The sequence below is a fragment of the Ruminococcus bromii genome (genome assembly GCF_928721825.1).
Lineage (GTDB): Bacteria > Bacillota > Clostridia > Oscillospirales > Acutalibacteraceae > Ruminococcoides > Ruminococcoides bromii.
The window spans coordinates 1,648,401-1,665,091 of the sequence record NZ_CAKMVP010000003.1 but is presented as its reverse complement, the minus strand read 5'-3'; the positions used below and the strand labels follow the sequence as shown (position 1 = coordinate 1,665,091).

Below are 16,691 nucleotides of genomic sequence, written 5' to 3'. Positions count from 1 at the left end.
AATGGGTAATATTATGGAAAAGCTTGAACTCACAGCTCAGTCTATGTACTGCAAAAAGATTGAAGAGCTCACACCCGCTGAGCTTCACTACTCACTCGGCAAAGCAGTAATGGGCGAAATCGCAGGCAACTGGGAAGCAAGCAAGATTAAACATGACAGCGAACGCAGAGCTTACTATTTCTCTGCAGAATTCCTCATGGGCAGAATGATGTACAACAACCTCTACTGTCTCGGCATTCTTGAAGATGTTACAAAGCTCCTCAAAAAGAAGGGTATTGACATCAATGTATTTGAGGATATCGATGATGCTGCTCTCGGTAACGGCGGTCTCGGCAGACTTGCCGCTTGTTTCCTCGACAGTGCTGCTACACAGGAAGTACCGCTTGACGGCTACGGAATCCGTTACAAGTACGGCCTTTTCAAGCAGCTTATCGAAAACGGTTATCAGGTTGAAACAGCTGATAACTGGCAGAGATTTGAAGATCCGTGGTGCAACCGTGTTGAAGATGAGGCTGTTACAGTATCATTCAAGGGTCAGACAGTTAAGGCTGTTCCTTACGATATGGCTGTTATCGGCTGTAAGACAACAAACATCAACACACTTCGTCTTTGGCAGGCTGAGGCAGTAAACGATTTTGATTTTACTGCTTTCAACAACACAGAATACAACAATGCCGTTCAGGAAAAGAACGATGCCGAAAACATCACAAAGGTTCTTTATCCTAACGATAACAAGTATGAGGGCAAGGTTCTCAGACTTAAACAGCAGTATTTCTTCTGTTCTGCATCACTTCAGGACATTATGCGCCGTTATAAGAAGAAGCACGGCAATGATTTCAGCTTCTTTGCTAAGGAAAACACAATTCAGCTTAACGATACACATCCTGTATCATGTGTTCCCGAGCTTGTAAGACTTCTTATGAACGAAGGCTTCAACTTTGACGACGCTTTTGAAATTGCAAGAAAGACATTTAACTATACAAACCACACAGTTCTCGGCGAGGCTCTCGAGAAGTGGCCTGCTGACCTTATGACACAGGTTATTCCTGAGATTTATCACATTATCTGCCTTATCGCCAACAAGTGCCAGGAAGAGCTTACTGCTAAGGGCGTGCATGAGGATACAAAGGCTAAGATGCGCATTATCGACGGTAATGTTGTTCATATGGCAAGACTTGCAACATACGCATCAACATATGTAAACGGTGTTGCTGAGCTTCACACAGAAATCCTCAAGGCTGATGTACTCAAAGAGTGGTATCAGGTATATCCCGAGAGATTCCAGAACAAGACAAACGGTATTACACAGCGCCGTTGGCTCGGCCTTTGCAACCCTGAGCTTTCTGCTCTTATCACAGAGAAGGTTGGCTCAGATGCATGGCTTACAGACCTTTCACTTCTTGAAAAGCTCAATGACTGCATTGACACAAGAACAATCACAAAGTTCAACAATATCAAGAAGAAGAAGAAACAGCAGCTCGCAGACTACATCAAGAAGATGGACGGCTACGATGTAAATCCCGATTCAATCTATGATATTCAGGTTAAGAGACTTCACGAGTACAAGAGACAGCTCCTCAACGCTTTCTCAATCATGACAATCTACTTCAGATTGAAGGATAAGAAGCTTAAAAACTGGACTCCTACAACATTTATCTTCGGTGCAAAGGCTGCTCCGGGTTATGCAAGAGCAAAGGCAATCATCAAGTACATCAACGAGATTGCTAAGCTTGTAAACAACGATCCCGAAACAAAGGATCTCCTTCAGGTTTACTTCATTTCTAACTACAATGTATCTTACGCTGAGAAGATTGTTGTTGCTGCTGACCTTTCTGAGCAGACATCAACAGCAGGTCTTGAGGCATCGGGTACAGGTAACATGAAGTTCATGCTCAACGGTGCTCCTACACTCGGTACACTTGACGGCGCTAATGTTGAAATCGCTGAGTGCGCAGGAATTGAGAACGAGTACATCTTCGGCGCAAAGGTCGAGGATATCGAGAGAATGAAGAAGGAAGGCTATCATCCAAAGGCTCTTTATGACGCTAATCCGGAAATTAAGAGAGTTGTTGATACTCTTATTGACGGCACATTTGATGACGGCGGCGCTCAGGGCGAAGGCAGCTTCAAGGAGCTTCATGATTCACTCCTTAAGGATTCTTCATGGCAGAAGGCTGATAACTACTTCCTCATCTATGACCTTCCCGATTATGTTGATACAAAGATCAGAGCTAACACAGAGTATGCTAACCGTAAGGAATTCGGTAAGAAGTGCCTTATCAACATTGCAAATGCAGGTAAGTTCTCATCTGACCGTACAATCCTCCAGTATGCTAAGGAAATCTGGCACACATCTTACAAGAAGTAATTTGTTAAAAGGTTTTACTTTAAATATTTGTGCGTAAAACATCCGAGGGGCTGTTGCAGAATGCAAAATTCTGTAACAGCCCCTTTATTGTTAAGGCTTATAAATGTGAACTCACCCGAAAAAACTGCGAATATAACTTTTATTTATACTGCAACCCCCGAAAAAATGATAGCACCAAAGGACAAACTCTGACAAAACAGTATTGTGTGCTAAATTTATTTGTGTTATAATTAACGCAGTTTAACGGTTGTTAATCAATTTTAACAAGTACTTACCGAGGTGTTTTATATATGAAAATCAGCAGTCTGTTTAACAGCGGAAAAACAGTTTTTTCTTTTGAAGTATTTCCGCCTAAAAAGACCTCTCCGATTGAATCGGTTTACGGCAGGCTTGAAGAAATTTCGGCTTTAAAGCCTGACTTCATCAGCGTAACATACAGCGCAGGCGGCAGCGGTTCAAAGAGCCGTACCTGCGAAATCGCAACAAAAATCAAGAGAGATTTCGGAGTTGAATCCGTGGCACACCTCACCTGCATTAACAGCACAAAGGCTGATATTGACCGCAACCTTGCGCTTTTTAAAGATAACGGCATTGAGAATATTCTTGCACTCCGCGGTGACAGGGTTGAAGGTGTTGAACCGCAGAAGGATTTCACTTATGCAAGCGATTTGTGCAGATATATTGCGTCACAGGGTGATTTTGACATTGCCGGTGCTTGTTATCCCGAGGTTCACAGCGAGGCAACCGATGAGGTTGAGGACATTCACAACCTTCGCAAAAAGGTTGAGTCGGGTGCAAGCCACCTTATTTCTCAGCTTTTCTTTGACAACTCCGTTTACTATCGTTTTCTTGAAAGAGCGAAGATTGCAGGCGTGAATGTTCCGATTGAGGCAGGTATTATGCCTGTAACAAGCAAAAGTCAGATTGAAAGAATGGTTTCAATGTGCGGTGCAAGCCTTCCTGCAAAATTTGCAAAGATTATGCAGAAGTATGATACAAGACCAGAGGCTTTGCGTGACGCAGGCATTGCATATGCGGTTGACCAGATTGTTGACCTTATCGCACACGGTGTTGACGGCATCCACCTCTACACAATGAACAACCCGTATGTTGCAAGAAAAATTACGGAGGCGGTGTCAAGTCTTTTATGATAACGCTTGACAGATTAAACCGCAAAGAGGCTATACGCTACCTCGGCGGTGCAGGAATCAGCCTTAATTACCGCATGGATGTGCTGATGGATGAATGCGAAAAAGAAATATTGAAAACAGCAGAACCGAGATTTCTCTATGTTGAACGCAAAGCTCCGTTTGACGATATTTTACTCGGCAATGATATAAAAAAGCACCTTGAGGGCTGCCATACAGCCGTTATGATGTGTGCGACAATCGGTTCGGAAATTGACAAGCTTATCCGTATAAGTCAGATTTCCGATATGGCAAGGGCGGTTGTGCTTGACAGCTTTGCAAGCGTTGCCGTTGAACAGGTGTGTCAAAAGGTTGACGAAATCCTTGCCGAAAAATACAGCGGAAAGTATATGACCTTCCGTTTCAGCCCCGGCTACGGGGACTATCCTATTGAGATGCAGAAGGAGTATCTGAGAATACTTGACGCTCCGAGAAAAATAGGTCTTACAACAGGCGACAGTTGTCTGCTTGTGCCGTCAAAGTCGGTTACGGCGGTTCTCGGAATTTCAGACAATCCGATTGAACGAAGAAAACGAGGGTGTGCAATTTGCAGTATGAAAGGCAAATGTCGCTTCAGAAGAAATGGGGAACATTGTGGTGTTTAAGAATTTTTCAAACTTTAGTGAATATCTCAACCAAAAGAATTTTATTCTGCTTGACGGTGCAACAGGAACTCTCATTCAGAAAAGCGGTGTAAAGTACGACCATGTGCCTGAGGTTCTGAACATTACTCACCCCGAGCTTATCGAGAGCTTTCACAGGAGGTATATTGATGCCGGATCTGACATTGTGTACGCAAACACCTTCGGTGCAAATGCCTACAAGCTTCAGGACAGCGGTTACAGCGTTGAAGAAATCATCGGCGCCGGTGTTAAGATTGCAAGAAAAGCCGTTGAGGGTACAGACACCCTCGTTGCCCTTGATATCGGTCCGATAGGTCAGTTGCTTGAACCTGCCGGTTCAATGAAATTTGACGAAGCTTATGAGTATTACAAACAGCAGATTCTTGCCGGTAAAGATGCCGATGTCATAGTTTTTGAAACAATGACCGACCTTTACGAGCTTAAAGCCGCAGTCCTTGCCGCAAAGGAAAACTGCGACAAACCTATCCTCACAACAATGACCTTTGAGAGAAACGGACGAACATTTACGGGTGTATCCCCTGCCTGTGCGGCTGTCACTCTTACGGGACTCGGTGTTGACGCTCTCGGTGTCAACTGTTCACTCGGTCCGGATGAGCTTGAACCCGTTGTTTCCGAGATGTCGAAATACACAAATCTTCCCCTTGTAATCAAGGCTAACGCAGGTTTGCCCGATCCTAACAGCAACGAGTACAACATTATGCCCGATAAATTTGCCGAGTGCGTTTGTTCACTCCTCAAATACGGTGTTAAGATTATCGGCGGATGCTGCGGAACGAATCCCGATTATATTGCAAAAATTAAGTCGGAGGTTGCCGACAGAGAATATCAGCCTCAGACAAAAAGCGTTGACACAACCGTTTGCAGTTCAACGACGGTTGTCGAAATCAACGGTCCGAGAATTATCGGCGAAAGAATTAACCCCACAGGTAAAAAGCTGTTCAAGCAGGCGCTTGTTGAAAATAATATTGACTATATTCTCACTCAGGCTCTCAGTCAGGTTCAGGGCGGTGCGGAAATTCTTGATGTCAATGTAGGTCATCCCGAAATTGACGAAAAAAAGATGATGGTGCGTGTTCTCAAGGCTATTCAGAGTGTGTGTGATGTTCCGCTCCAGATTGACTCCACAAAGCCCGAGGTTATTGAGGCAGGACTCCGCTACTACAACGGCAAACCGATTCTGAACTCCGTAAACGGTGAGGAACAGAGCCTTGCAACGGTTCTTCCTCTTGTCAAAAAATACGGTGCGTCTGTTGTCGGACTTGCACTTGACGAAAACGGTATCCCGAAAACCGCCGAGGGCAGATTTGAGATTGCAAAACGAATTGTTGAAAGAGCCGAGGCTGTCGGCATTGACAGAAAAGATGTATATATCGATTGTCTTACTCTTACGGTTTCCGCAGAACAGGCGGCTTGCCGTCAGACTCTTGAGGCCTTGCACAGAGTAAAAACAGAGCTTGGCTGTAAAACCTGTCTCGGTGTATCAAACATTTCGTTCGGACTTCCGAACCGTGAGCTTGTCAACAGAACTTTCCTTACAATGGCTATGGAACAGGGACTTGATTTGCCGATTATCAACCCAAATGTTGAGTCGATGACAGGCGCTGTAAGAGCATTCCGTGTGCTTAACGGCATTGACAAGAACTCGCTTGAATTTATCAACGCATATAACGACGCTGTTCCTGCCGCTCCCGTTAAAAAGGCAGACAGCAATGTTGATATTTTTGCGGCTGTTTATAACGGACTTAAAAACGAAGGTGCAGCCGCAACCGCAAAGCTTCTTGAAACAACCGATGCAATGCAGGTTGTAAACGAAATGCTTATCCCTGCACTTGACAGGGTGGGCGAAGATTTTGAAAAGAATAAAATCTTCCTTCCACAGCTTATCCAAAGCGCAAACACAGCTCAGGAGTGCTTTGATGTAATTAAAAAGCACCTTACAAAGACAAGCGGAACTCCCGTAAGCAAGGGCAAAATTATTGTGGCAACCGTAAAGGGTGACATTCACGATATCGGCAAGAACATTGTAAAGGTTCTTCTTGATAACTACGGCTACACAGTTGTTGACCTCGGTCGTGATGTTGATCCTCAGCTTATTGTTGATACTGCCGTTGAACAGAATATTACAATGATAGGACTTTCAGCTCTTATGACAACAACTCTCAAGAGTATGGAAGACACAATAAGGCTTGTAAGAGAATGTAAGGAACTTCAGAATCCCGATGGCTCAAGCAAATGCACAATATTTGTCGGCGGTGCGGTTCTTACAAAGGACTACGCTATGAAAATCGGCGCTGACTACTACTGCCGTGACGCAAAAGAAAGCGTTGACACGGCAAAGCTCGTTCTCGGCTGATTTAGTGACATATATCGTCAAATGTTTATTGAATGTATGCCCTGCCTGTGATAAAATGGTGGAAGGATGATTTTTGTAATTACCGCTTTTTGCGGAAAGGATGAACTTTATGCGAGGATTATTTAACAGATTCGCCAATTTTATGCAGGGCAGATACGGCACGGATAAGCTCAACAATACACTCTGGGTGCTGTTGCTCATACTTTGGTTCGTGAATATTTTTGTGTGGAACCGTGTTGCAAGATACATCATTGACGGAATAATGCTCTTGATTATCGTGCTTATCTGTTTTCGTATGTTCTCACGCAACATTGTTGCAAGAAGTGCCGAAAACAGAAAATTTCTTCCGATTTACAATGCGGTAACAGGTTGGTTCAAACTGACCTTCAAGAAAATTCGTGACCGCAAGGACTACCGTTATATCAAGTGTCCCGTGTGCAAGGCGCAGCTTCGTGTCCGCAACAAAAAAGGCAATCACACTGTTCGCTGTCCGAAATGCGGAAGTGAATTTAACAAAAAAATATGACCGCAGTTTTCAATACAATTTCAAACAAAATTCACACAGTTTTCATATTTAGGTTGTTTAATATAGGTGTACTCAGAAAGACGGATCCGCAACCGTCAGAGTATAATTGTTCTACCCTCCTCAATACGGGTCTATTCAGAGACTCGTAATTGTACCCCTCATTTTTTAAAGAACATAAGAAAACACCGGGTTGCCGCAAGCCTGGTGTTTTCGTCGTTTAAGAACAAATCACTTGCTGTCTGTGCAGGCACGCAAAAAATCAGGGACCGACTCAAAGAGCCGATCCCTTTTTAATTTATTGAAAAGATTGGTAATTACTTGTTAACAGCTTCATAAACTGCAACTGCGCAAGCAACTGTAGCACCAACCATCGGGTTGTTACCCATACCGATAAGGCCCATCATTTCAACATGAGCAGGAACAGAAGATGAACCTGCGAACTGAGCGTCACCGTGCATTCTGCCCATTGAGTCTGTAAGACCGTATGAAGCAGGACCTGCACCCATGTTATCGGGGTGAAGTGTACGGCCTGTACCGCCGCCTGATGCAACCGAGAAATACTTAACGCCGTTCTCATTTGCCCACTTCTTGTATGTACCTGCAACGAGGTGCTGGAAACGAGTCGGGTTAGTAGAGTTACCTGTGATAGATACACCTACATTTTCATGCTGCATGATTGCAACACCTTCACGAACATCGTCAGCGCCGTAGCAGCGAACTGCAGCTCTTTCACCGTCTGAGAAAGCTCTCTCTTCAACGATTTTAAGCTCTGATGTGAAATAGTCAAACTGAGTCTTTACATATGTAAAGCCGTTGATTCTTGAAATAATGTAAGCAGCATCCTTGCCAAGACCGTTAAGGATAACACGGAGCGGCTCTTTTCTTGCTTTGTTAGCGTTACGAGCGATACCGATAGCACCCTCTGCTGCTGCAAAGCTTTCGTGACCTGCGAGGAATGCAAAGCACTTTGTTTCATCTCTGAGGAGCATTGCGCCGAGGTTACCGTGACCACGGCCAACATTTCTCTGCTCAGCTACTGAGCCGGGAATACAGAAAGCCTCAAGACCGATACCGATAGCTTCTGCTGCCTCTGAAGCAGTCTTTGCGCCCTTCTTAACTGCAACTGCACAACCGAGTGTGTAAGCCCAGCCTGCGTTTTCAAATGCGATCGGCTGAACGCCCTTTACGATGTCATAGGGATCAAAACCGAGATCGTTACAAATTTTTCTTGCCTCTTCAAGATTTGCAATACCGTATTCGGCAAGGCACTTCTCAATTTTAGGCATTCTTCTTTCCATACCTTCAAATGTTACTGCCATTATGGTGTCCTCCTTACCGAATTATTCTTCACGAGGGTCAATGTACTTAGCTGCGCCGTCAAAACGACCGTACTGACCGATGTTGTTCTTGTATGCTTCGTTTGGCTCAACGCCGTGACGAATGTCCTCAAGCATTTTGCCGAGCTTTACGAACTGATAGCCGATAACTTCATCGTTCTCGTCAAGTGCTGTCTTGAGAACATAGCCTTCAGCCATTTCCATGTAACGAACGCCCTTAGCGTTTGTGCTGTACATTGTACCAACCTGGCTGCGAAGACCCTTACCGAGATCCTCCATACCTGCGCCGATCGGAAGACCGCCCTCTGAGAAAGCTGTCTGGCTTCTGCCGTAAACGAGCTGCTCGAAGATGTTCTTCATAGCTGTGTTGATAGCGTCACAAACGAGGTCTGTGTTAAGACACTCAAGGAGTGTTTTGTTAGGAAGAATTTCTGCTGCCATAGCTGCAGAGTGAGTCATACCCGAACAACCGATTGTTTCAACAAGAGCCTCTTCAACGATACCGTCTTTAACATTAAGTGTAAGCTTGCAGGCACCCTGCTGAGGAGCACACCAGCCAATGCCGTGTGAAAGACCTGAAATGTCTTTAATGTCATAAGATTTTACCCATTTGCCCTCTTCGGGAATAGGTGCAGGACCGTGCTTAGGTCCCTTTGCTACAGTGCACATATTTTCAACTTCTTTTGAATAAATCATGTGTACTTCTCCTTTCAATAAATTGTATGAGTCCGAAATCCTCAAACACCTATATTATACGGCTTAACCCGACATTTTTCAAGCATTTTTCGTTAATTTTTACAATTCCCCCACATTGTAATACTCCCCGTGGCAATTTGCCGTTTGATTTTTTAGCGGTAAAAACAAAAACGGCAACAGCGAAATAAATCACCGATTGCCGTTAAAGTTTGCTTATTCTTCCCAAAACAATTCGTCAAGGGTTTTGTCAAGCGCTTTACATATTGCTATGCAAAGGTTAATTGTGGGATTGTAGTCGCCCTTTTCAATTGCGCTTATTGTCTGTCTTGACACCTTTACAAGTTCCGCAAGCTGTTGCTGTGACAAATCCTTTGCGGCACGGGCGCTTTTTAATCTTAAATTCTTCATTCTTCAGCTGCCTTTTTGTCAATTATTGCTTTGATGACAACCATCAAAAAAATACTTATTGTCCAAATCGTTACAATGATAGGAATAATGTCAAGATTCGCTATTCCGTTTGTAACAAAGGTTTTGTTGTCGAAAGCAATTCCCAAACATTCTGCTCCCGCAACAAATGCCAAAGAGCCTAAAAGACTCTTTCTGCCTTTATTCGATGTGAAATATGCGTCATTGAAAATGCTTATTCCAACGAATACGGCAGTTGAAAGAAACAGTCCTATGAACATTTGAACGCTGAGTTCAGCCCAATTAATCTCCAAAACATTAACTAAAGCGCAGGCAATTATGTACCCGATAAGCACAAAAAATGCCGATTTATAAGCCTTGCCCCGTGCAAGAACCTGTCGTTCATCGTATTCTGTGTAAGTGTTCTTTTTCCTTTTAATGTTTGCGATAATGAGCGTTACGATAACTATGGCAATAAAACCGCAACAAAAACCAAACACCCAATAGTATTTTTCTCCCATAATAACATCTCCCAAATAAATCAGACAATTTGCAGATTTATTCGTCCAACCGATAATCCGCAAATAATATTAAAAAATTTTATGTGTTTAGATGTGAATACTTAAAAAATCCACAATGCGTACAAAAAGCTTTCTGTACCATTATAGTACATTAAAAGCTACTTATTGTCAAGTATATTTTACATAATCTCAAAAATACTTTCATTTGGCTGTTTTGGAAAATTAAATCCGTTAAGAAACCTGTCAACTAAAACAAAACAAGACAAACCCATATTTCAGAGCTTGCCTTGTGGAATTACTCACCGTCACGCTGTATTGTTTCATTAATAGCACGATTAACAAAGCCGTTCACGCTTTCGCCGTTCTTTTCTGCGTGGGCTTTGATAATATCCTTTCGACCTTTCGGCACAGCAACATTGATACGGTCATATGCTTTAGCGTTATATCGGTTGTTTGCCTCAATTCTTGCCCTACTGTTCTTATTTTCTGCCATTTCTTCACCGCCTAAAATCTATTGACATCAAATTGTTGTTGTTGTATAATATAGGTGAAAAGGAACGGCTTTAGCTGTTTCGCTTGCAACTAGATTAAATTTTTCAACTTAACCGTCTTGTGCTGCTACACAGGGCGGTTATTTCTTTATATTCTTAATGACTTCATTAAAAGCCACGAAAACAATTGCGAGAACAAATAAGTATGTAATCTCTGCCATTGGAATACACCCCCTTTCGCAAGGGAGTCGAAACAGCCGCCACCGTTCCTTTACAAATATTATTATAACATACCTCTTTACACTTAACAAGTACCAATATGCACAAATTATACGCTTAAACATTGTAGTATAATATAGTCACAGGATAAGGAAAGGGGAAAGCGATAATCAGTATGACCGCAACGCAATTGCAATATATGCAAGATAGATTGTACAAGAATAATATTAATCAGTTTGGATTTGGCAACGGTATTGTTTTCTAAACAACAATAAAAGGTATCGGTCTTTTTAACCAATACCTTTTTATGGAGCTGATAACTATTCTGTGCATTGCGAGAGTACATACCTCGCTTGTTGTTTGCGGTGCAAATTCTGAACACTCATCAACGCTACGCCCTAAAAACGCTTTACTAAAGCGTTTTCTAAACGGGCTTTCGAATCCCTTATCTTAATCTGAAACAACAATAAAAAGGTATCGGTCTTTTTAACCAATACCTTTTTATGGAGCTGATAACGGGATTCGAACCCGTGACCTCGTCCTTACCAAGGACGCACTCTGCCTACTGAGCTATATCAGCATATTTAATTGTAAAGTTGCAACCTTTATAATGTTAATCTCGCAAAATTTCGGACATTAACAGCCAAATCATTGCTGTAAAAAACAGTAAAAATACGGCAATAACAAAATCAAAAACTAATTTTAATTTTTTACACGGTTGCAAAACCACGGTGATTATATCACAAAAACATCGTGATGTAAAGTGCCCACGAAGTATAATAACACATTTGCACGGTGATTTCAAATGTTTTTTTAAACTTTTTTGTAAAAAATACGAAAAGATTTGAAAAACACTTGATTATAAGCCGTTTTGGTGCTATAATTTTCTTGTAAATAATGAAAGCTAAAGGAGTGGGCAACAAACCCGCTCCTTATTTATTAGTTTTCACTTTGTTCCTCGGTGCGGTTTATCTGTCTGCAATATTTCGCACAGGGTATTTTTGCAGACAGGAAGGCAGTGAATTTATGGCAAAAAGCAAAGGCGGTGTAACCGTATCAAAAGTATGGGAGCTTTGTCAGCCGATTGTTGAAGGCTTCGGACTTTCACTTTGGGATGTGCGTTATGTCAAGGAAGGTGCAGACCGTTTTCTGCGTGTTTACATTGACAAGCCCGAAGGCATTGACATTAACGATTGCGAAAATGTTTCCCGTGCAATCAACGGACCTCTTGATGAGCTTGATCCGATTGAAGAGGCGTACTGTCTTGAGGTCTGCTCTCCCGGAATTGAGCGTGAGCTTATCCGTGACGAACATTTTATGCAGTTCATCGGTGCGGATATTATGGTTAAGATGCTCCGCCCCATTGACGGCATAGGCAGAGAATTTAAAGGGGTTTTAAAGGATTATTCCGACGGTAAGGTCACAATTGAGGATCATAGCGGTGAGAATGAAATCACAATCAGCAAAAAGGACGCCGCATGGATTAAGCTTGACGATTTTGATTAAAAATTGCAGTTTGAACACTACGGATACACATAACAGCATAACAATTTGTATATAACCGAAAAATAAGAAAAGGATGATTTGGAAAATGACTAACAAAGATTTATTTGAGGCATTGAGAACATTTGAAAAGGAAAAGGGCATTCCTATGGACTATATGCTTCAGAACATTGAAAAGGCAATTTCCGTTGCCTGCAAGAACTACTACGGCGGCAATGAAAATGTTGTATTCAAGGTTGATCCGGAAAAGAACAGCTTTGACGCAAAGCTTGTCAAAACAGTAGTTGACGAGGTTTTTGATCCTAACTTTGAGGTTACTGTTGAGGAGGCTCAGCAGATTAACAAGAGAAAGAAATTTGTTGTAGGCGATGAGATTGAAATTCCGATTGATCCCAAGCACCTCGGCTGGACATCTGTTTCTTCTGCAAGAAATGTTATCCGTCAGGGCATTCGTCAGGGCGAAAAGGGTCAGTCCCTTATTGAGTTTCAGAACAAGCTCGGCGAGATTGTTACGGCAACTGTTGAAAGAATCGATCCTAAGTCAGGCGTTGCAACAATTAAAATCGGCAAGAGCGAGGCTACTCTGCCAAAGAGCGAACAGCTCGGACATGACGACCTTAAAGAAGGCGACCACATTAAGGTTTACATTGCAGATGTCAAGGACAACGAAAGAGGTCCTCACGCAATCATCTCAAGAACTCATCCCGGTCTTGTAAAGCGTTTGTTTGAGCAGGAGGTTCCTGAAATCTATGACGGCGTTGTTGAAATAAAGTCAATCTCCCGTGAGGCAGGTAGTCGTACAAAGATGGCTGTTTACAGCTCAAATCCCGATGTTGACGCAATCGGTTCATGTATCGGCAACAAGGGCAGTCGTGTAAACAAAATTGTTGAGGAGCTTGGCGGTGAGAAAATCGACATTGTTCTTTACAGCGAAGATCCCGAAAAGTATATTTCAGCGGCTCTCTCTCCTGCAAGCGTTTGCAAGGTTGAAATTACGGATGAAGAAACAAAGAGCTGCCGTGTAACAGTTCCCGACGGTCAGCTTTCACTTGCTATCGGCAACAAGGGACAGAATGCCCGTCTTGCCGCAAGACTTACAGGCTGGAGAATTGACATCCGCCCCGAAAGCGGTTTCTACGGCGAGGATGAGGACGATGAACCAAAGACAGAAGAAAAGTCCGAAGATGTTCTCGACCTTGACGAAAGCACAGAAGGCGAAACAGTTGTTTCGGATGAAACAGAGGAATAATCAGATTAAACAGAGAGGGATTTTATGAAGCAAAGAAAAATGCCGCTGCGTAAATGTACGGGTTGCGGAGAGATGAAAGAAAAGCGTGAGCTTATCCGTGTTGTCAAAGCACCCGACACCAAAGATGAAAACGGTGAAATCATTGCAAAAGGCGAAATTTCGCTTGACCTAACAGGGCGCAAGGCAGGCAGAGGCGCATATGTGTGCAGAAATCTTGCCTGCTTTGAAAAGGCTCGCAAGGCACGCCGCTTTGAACGCTCGTTAAGCTGTAAAATCCCCGATGAAGTATATGAGCAGATGCAAAGTGAACTTGCCGCAGCAGACAGCAAGTAGGCGAAAGGATTTTTTATGAACGACAGGATTTTGTCGCTGCTTGGCATTTGCAAAAGGGCAGGCAAGCTGATTACAGGTGCCGACACGACGATTGACTCAATACGAAAAAATAAGGCAAAGCTTGTTATTTTTGCAAATGATTTTTCAAAGAGCAGTAAGAAAAGCGTGCAGACAGCCGCTGATGAATGCAATGTGAAAACATTGACAATGAACCGAAGCAAAGAAGAAATCGGATTTGCTCTCGGAAAAATCTGCGGAGTTATGACAACCGAAGACAAAGGCTTTGCAGATAAGCTTGAACAGCTTATTGAAAACGAATTGGGAGGAGAATTGTATGATAAAATATAAGGTAAAGGACGCAGCAGCAGATCTCGGAGTTTCAAACAAGGAAATTATTGAGATTCTCGAAAAACATTGCGGTGTTACAAAGAAAACAATGACAACACTCGAGGAAAGCGAACTCGATGTGATTTTTGATGTAATCACAAAGAAGAACAAGGTTGAAAACTTTGACGAATACTTTGCGGCACGCAACAACAAGCTTGACAACGAAAGCAAGCCGCAGCAGGAAGATAAGCCCGCAAAGCAGAATGCAAAGGCTGACAATCAGAAGAAAAAGACCGATAAAAACGACAAAAAGCCTAACAACAAGGATGCAAAGCCTGCATCAAAACAGGAAAAGGTTGAAGTTACTCAGGAAAAGAGCGTTGAGGAGTCTGCTCCCCGCAAGCGCAGAGTAATTGACACCCGTGCAACAAATGTTGATGTTGAGCGTTACAACCAGAAGTATGATGACCTTGCAAGCGACAGCTCAAAGGGCAGAAGCACGGACAACATTGTTAAAAAGCAGAAGTTCACAAACCGTACCCAGCGTCAGAAGGGCAGACGGCAGAAGCGTGAAACAGAGCAGGAGCGTCTGAACCGTATTGCTCTTGAGCGTAAGCAGAAACCGATTACAGTTCAGATTCCTGACGAAATCGTAGTTTCGGAGCTTGCTCTCAGACTCAAGGCTACCGTTGCCGAGGTTGTTAAAAAGGCATTCCTTATGGGTACAATGGTAACGGCAACAGATACAATCGACTTTGACACAGCGTCACTTATCGCCATGGAATTTCATGCAAAGGTTGAAAAAGAAGTTGTTGTTACAATCGAAGAACAGATTATTGATGACAGCGAGGACGATGAGGCAAATCTCGTTGAGAGAGCTCCGGTTGTTGTTGTTATGGGTCATGTTGACCACGGTAAAACCTCAATCCTCGACGCTATCCGTCACTCAAATGTAACAGCAGGCGAGGCAGGCGGTATTACACAGCATATCGGTGCTTACAGAGTTATGGTAAACGGCAAGCCTGTTACATTCCTCGACACACCCGGACATGAGGCATTCACAACAATGCGTGCAAGAGGTGCTCAGGTTACTGATATCGCAATCCTCGTTGTAGCCGCCGATGACGGTATCATGCCGCAGACAGTTGAGGCTATCCACCATGCAAAAGCCGCAGGCGTATCTGTTATTGTTGCCATCAACAAAATGGATAAGGTCGGCGCAAATCCCGAAAATGTTAAACAGCAGCTCACAGAGTATGAGCTTATTCCGGAGGAGTGGGGCGGCGATACACCGTGTATTCCTGTTTCCGCAAAGACAAAGGAAGGTCTTGACGATCTTCTTGAAATGGTTACTCTTGTTGCAGAGATGAAAGAACTCAAGGCTAACCCCGACAGAGCCGCAAAGGGTACTGTTATCGAGGCAAGACTTGACAAGGGCAGAGGTCCTATCGCAACCGTACTCGTTCAGAACGGTACACTTCACAAGGGCGATACAATCATCGCAGGCACAAGCGTCGGTCGTGTAAGAGTTATGACAAACGATAAGGGCGAAAGAGTTACCGAGGCAGGTCCTTCTGTTCCTGTTGAAATCACAGGTCTTGACGAAGTTCCGGTTGGCGGCGATATCTTTGACGCAGTTTCCGACGAGCGTCTTGCAAGAACGCTTGTTGACCAGAGAAAGGCCGCTAAGAAGGAAGAAATCTTCAACGCACAGACTAAGGTTACTCTTGACAATCTCTTTGACCAGATGAAACTCGGTGAAATCAAGGAACTTCAGATTATCGTTAAAGCCGATGTACAGGGTTCTGCCGAGGCTGTTAAGCAGTCACTTGAAAAGCTTTCAAATGACGAGGTAAGAGTAAATGTAATTCACAGCGCAGTAGGTGCAATCAACGAGTCCGATGTAATGCTTGCAGAGGCATCTAACGCAATCATCGTAGGATTCAATGTTCGTCCCGATGCAGTTGCCGCAGAAAATGCAGAGCGTTCGGGTGTAGATATGCGTCTTTACAGCATTATCTACGATTGTATCAACGAAATCGAATCTGCTATGAAGGGTATGCTTGCTCCTAAGACAAGAGAAGTTGTTCTCGGTATGGCAGAGTGCCGTAATGTTATCAAGATTAAGTCAGTAGGCACAATCGCAGGTTCATATGTTAAGAGCGGTAAGATTCAGCGTGGCGCAAGCGTAAGAGTTATCCGTGACGGTATCGTTATTGCAGATGACGCAATTGCATCTCTCCAGAGATTCAAGGACGCTGTCAAGGAAGTTAGCGAAGGCTACGAATGCGGTATCGGTCTTGAAAGATTCAACGACCTCAAAGAGGGCGATATGTTCGAGGTTTATACAATCGAAGAATACAGAGATTAAAGCTTGTATGTTAAACCAAATTTTATAAATAACACAAATTCGCCGTTATTTGGTAGGGGCGGTCATTGGGCGCCCGCAGGTAACGGCAGAAATTTTCTGTTTAAATAAATACTGTATAGTTCAAGTCAGTAGCTGTAAAATAACAAAATATTTCATCAAAG

Annotated in this window: 15 protein-coding genes and 1 tRNA gene; 10 read left to right on the top strand and 6 right to left on the bottom strand. The window is 43.3% G+C overall.

Annotation, left to right across the window (positions count from 1 at the left end; translation table 11 throughout):
• Position 1: 1 nt before the first annotated feature.
• From QDI94_RS08315 to QDI94_RS08295, 5 genes are all read left to right on the top strand, one after another.
• Positions 2–2,368, top strand: a complete 2,367-nt coding sequence (locus QDI94_RS08315; RefSeq protein WP_015522979.1) for a glycogen/starch/alpha-glucan phosphorylase — start codon at positions 2–4, stop codon at positions 2,366–2,368.
• A 290-nt stretch (positions 2,369–2,658) separates the two neighbouring features.
• The gene (gene metF / locus QDI94_RS08310; RefSeq protein WP_278475380.1) at positions 2,659–3,519 is read left to right on the top strand and encodes a methylenetetrahydrofolate reductase [NAD(P)H]; all 861 of its coding nucleotides are present in this window, start codon (positions 2,659–2,661) and stop codon (positions 3,517–3,519) included.
• On the top strand, positions 3,516–4,160 hold the full coding sequence (locus QDI94_RS08305; protein ID WP_015523117.1) for a vitamin B12 dependent-methionine synthase activation domain-containing protein: 645 nt from the start codon (positions 3,516–3,518) through the stop codon (positions 4,158–4,160). The genes metF and QDI94_RS08305 overlap by 4 nt, the downstream gene beginning before the upstream one ends.
• A complete protein-coding gene (locus QDI94_RS08300; RefSeq protein WP_412567491.1) occupies positions 4,138–6,552 on the top strand; it encodes a homocysteine S-methyltransferase family protein in 2,415 nt (804 codons plus the stop codon). Before QDI94_RS08305 ends, QDI94_RS08300 begins: the two co-directional genes overlap by 23 nt.
• 109 nt (positions 6,553–6,661) lie before the next feature.
• Complete coding sequence (locus QDI94_RS08295; RefSeq protein ID WP_278475378.1) at positions 6,662–7,078, top strand: MJ0042-type zinc finger domain-containing protein; 417 nt, start codon at positions 6,662–6,664, stop codon at positions 7,076–7,078.
• A 314-nt stretch (positions 7,079–7,392) separates the two neighbouring features.
• Here QDI94_RS08295 and QDI94_RS08290 read toward each other — a convergent pair whose 3' ends face one another.
• The 6 genes from QDI94_RS08290 to QDI94_RS08265 form a co-directional block, all read right to left on the bottom strand.
• On the bottom strand, positions 7,393–8,397 hold the full coding sequence (locus tag QDI94_RS08290; protein ID WP_015523101.1) for a GGGtGRT protein: 1,005 nt from the start codon (positions 8,395–8,397) through the stop codon (positions 7,393–7,395).
• 21 nt (positions 8,398–8,418) lie between these two features.
• Positions 8,419–9,111 carry an iron-sulfur cluster assembly scaffold protein gene (locus QDI94_RS08285; RefSeq protein WP_015523100.1) on the bottom strand — a complete coding sequence of 231 codons (693 nt, stop codon included), beginning with the start codon at positions 9,109–9,111 and terminating at the stop codon, positions 8,419–8,421.
• A 213-nt stretch (positions 9,112–9,324) separates the two neighbouring features.
• Positions 9,325–9,519: a helix-turn-helix transcriptional regulator gene (locus QDI94_RS08280; protein WP_015523099.1), complete on the bottom strand. Its 195-nt coding sequence runs from the start codon at positions 9,517–9,519 to the stop codon at positions 9,325–9,327.
• Entirely contained in the window at positions 9,516–10,037 is a 522-nt protein-coding gene (locus QDI94_RS08275; RefSeq protein WP_278868262.1) for a hypothetical protein, read from the bottom strand. The genes QDI94_RS08280 and QDI94_RS08275 overlap by 4 nt, the downstream gene beginning before the upstream one ends.
• A 295-nt stretch (positions 10,038–10,332) precedes the next feature.
• Positions 10,333–10,530, bottom strand: coding sequence for a hypothetical protein (locus QDI94_RS08270; protein WP_015523097.1), 198 nt, complete (start codon positions 10,528–10,530; stop codon positions 10,333–10,335).
• 721 nt (positions 10,531–11,251) lie between these two features.
• Positions 11,252–11,327: transfer RNA gene (locus QDI94_RS08265), tRNA-Thr, on the bottom strand.
• A 446-nt stretch (positions 11,328–11,773) separates the two neighbouring features.
• Here QDI94_RS08265 and rimP point away from each other — a divergent pair.
• The 5 genes from rimP (at position 11,774) to infB (ending at position 16,530) form a co-directional block, all read left to right on the top strand.
• Positions 11,774–12,253: a ribosome maturation factor RimP gene (gene rimP, locus QDI94_RS08260; RefSeq protein ID WP_015523094.1), complete on the top strand. Its 480-nt coding sequence runs from the start codon at positions 11,774–11,776 to the stop codon at positions 12,251–12,253.
• 85 nt (positions 12,254–12,338) lie between these two features.
• Positions 12,339–13,499 (top strand): transcription termination factor NusA, encoded by a 1,161-nt coding sequence (nusA, locus tag QDI94_RS08255; protein ID WP_278868259.1) that lies wholly within the window; start codon positions 12,339–12,341, stop codon positions 13,497–13,499.
• 24 nt (positions 13,500–13,523) lie between these two features.
• Positions 13,524–13,832 (top strand): RNase P modulator RnpM, encoded by a 309-nt coding sequence (gene rnpM, locus QDI94_RS08250; protein ID WP_015523092.1) that lies wholly within the window; start codon positions 13,524–13,526, stop codon positions 13,830–13,832.
• A gap of 15 nt (positions 13,833–13,847) precedes the next feature.
• The gene (locus QDI94_RS08245) at positions 13,848–14,180 is read left to right on the top strand and encodes a L7Ae/L30e/S12e/Gadd45 family ribosomal protein (protein WP_278419364.1); all 333 of its coding nucleotides are present in this window, start codon (positions 13,848–13,850) and stop codon (positions 14,178–14,180) included.
• Complete coding sequence (gene infB / locus QDI94_RS08240) at positions 14,167–16,530, top strand: translation initiation factor IF-2 (RefSeq protein ID WP_101029652.1); 2,364 nt, start codon at positions 14,167–14,169, stop codon at positions 16,528–16,530. Before QDI94_RS08245 ends, infB begins: the two co-directional genes overlap by 14 nt.
• Positions 16,531–16,691 lie beyond the last annotated feature (161 nt).

Bases quoted from the DNA above. Each gene is read 5' to 3' on its own strand.
- QDI94_RS08315 (WP_015522979.1), top strand. From the start codon at position 2: ATGGGTAATATTATGGAAAAGCTTGAACTCACAGCTCAGTCTATGTAC.
- metF (WP_278475380.1), top strand. From the start codon at position 2,659: ATGAAAATCAGCAGTCTGTTTAACAGCGGAAAAACAGTTTTTTCTTTT.
- QDI94_RS08305 (WP_015523117.1), top strand. From the start codon at position 3,516: ATGATAACGCTTGACAGATTAAACCGCAAAGAGGCTATACGCTACCTC.
- QDI94_RS08300 (WP_412567491.1), top strand. From the start codon at position 4,138: ATGGGGAACATTGTGGTGTTTAAGAATTTTTCAAACTTTAGTGAATAT.
- QDI94_RS08295 (WP_278475378.1), top strand. From the start codon at position 6,662: ATGCGAGGATTATTTAACAGATTCGCCAATTTTATGCAGGGCAGATAC.
- QDI94_RS08290 (WP_015523101.1), bottom strand. From the start codon at position 8,397: ATGGCAGTAACATTTGAAGGTATGGAAAGAAGAATGCCTAAAATTGAG.
- QDI94_RS08285 (WP_015523100.1), bottom strand. From the start codon at position 9,111: ATGATTTATTCAAAAGAAGTTGAAAATATGTGCACTGTAGCAAAGGGA.
- QDI94_RS08280 (WP_015523099.1), bottom strand. From the start codon at position 9,519: ATGAAGAATTTAAGATTAAAAAGCGCCCGTGCCGCAAAGGATTTGTCA.
- QDI94_RS08275 (WP_278868262.1), bottom strand. From the start codon at position 10,037: ATGGGAGAAAAATACTATTGGGTGTTTGGTTTTTGTTGCGGTTTTATT.
- QDI94_RS08270 (WP_015523097.1), bottom strand. From the start codon at position 10,530: ATGGCAGAAAATAAGAACAGTAGGGCAAGAATTGAGGCAAACAACCGA.
- rimP (WP_015523094.1), top strand. From the start codon at position 11,774: ATGGCAAAAAGCAAAGGCGGTGTAACCGTATCAAAAGTATGGGAGCTT.
- nusA (WP_278868259.1), top strand. From the start codon at position 12,339: ATGACTAACAAAGATTTATTTGAGGCATTGAGAACATTTGAAAAGGAA.
- rnpM (WP_015523092.1), top strand. From the start codon at position 13,524: ATGAAGCAAAGAAAAATGCCGCTGCGTAAATGTACGGGTTGCGGAGAG.
- QDI94_RS08245 (WP_278419364.1), top strand. From the start codon at position 13,848: ATGAACGACAGGATTTTGTCGCTGCTTGGCATTTGCAAAAGGGCAGGC.
- infB (WP_101029652.1), top strand. From the start codon at position 14,167: ATGATAAAATATAAGGTAAAGGACGCAGCAGCAGATCTCGGAGTTTCA.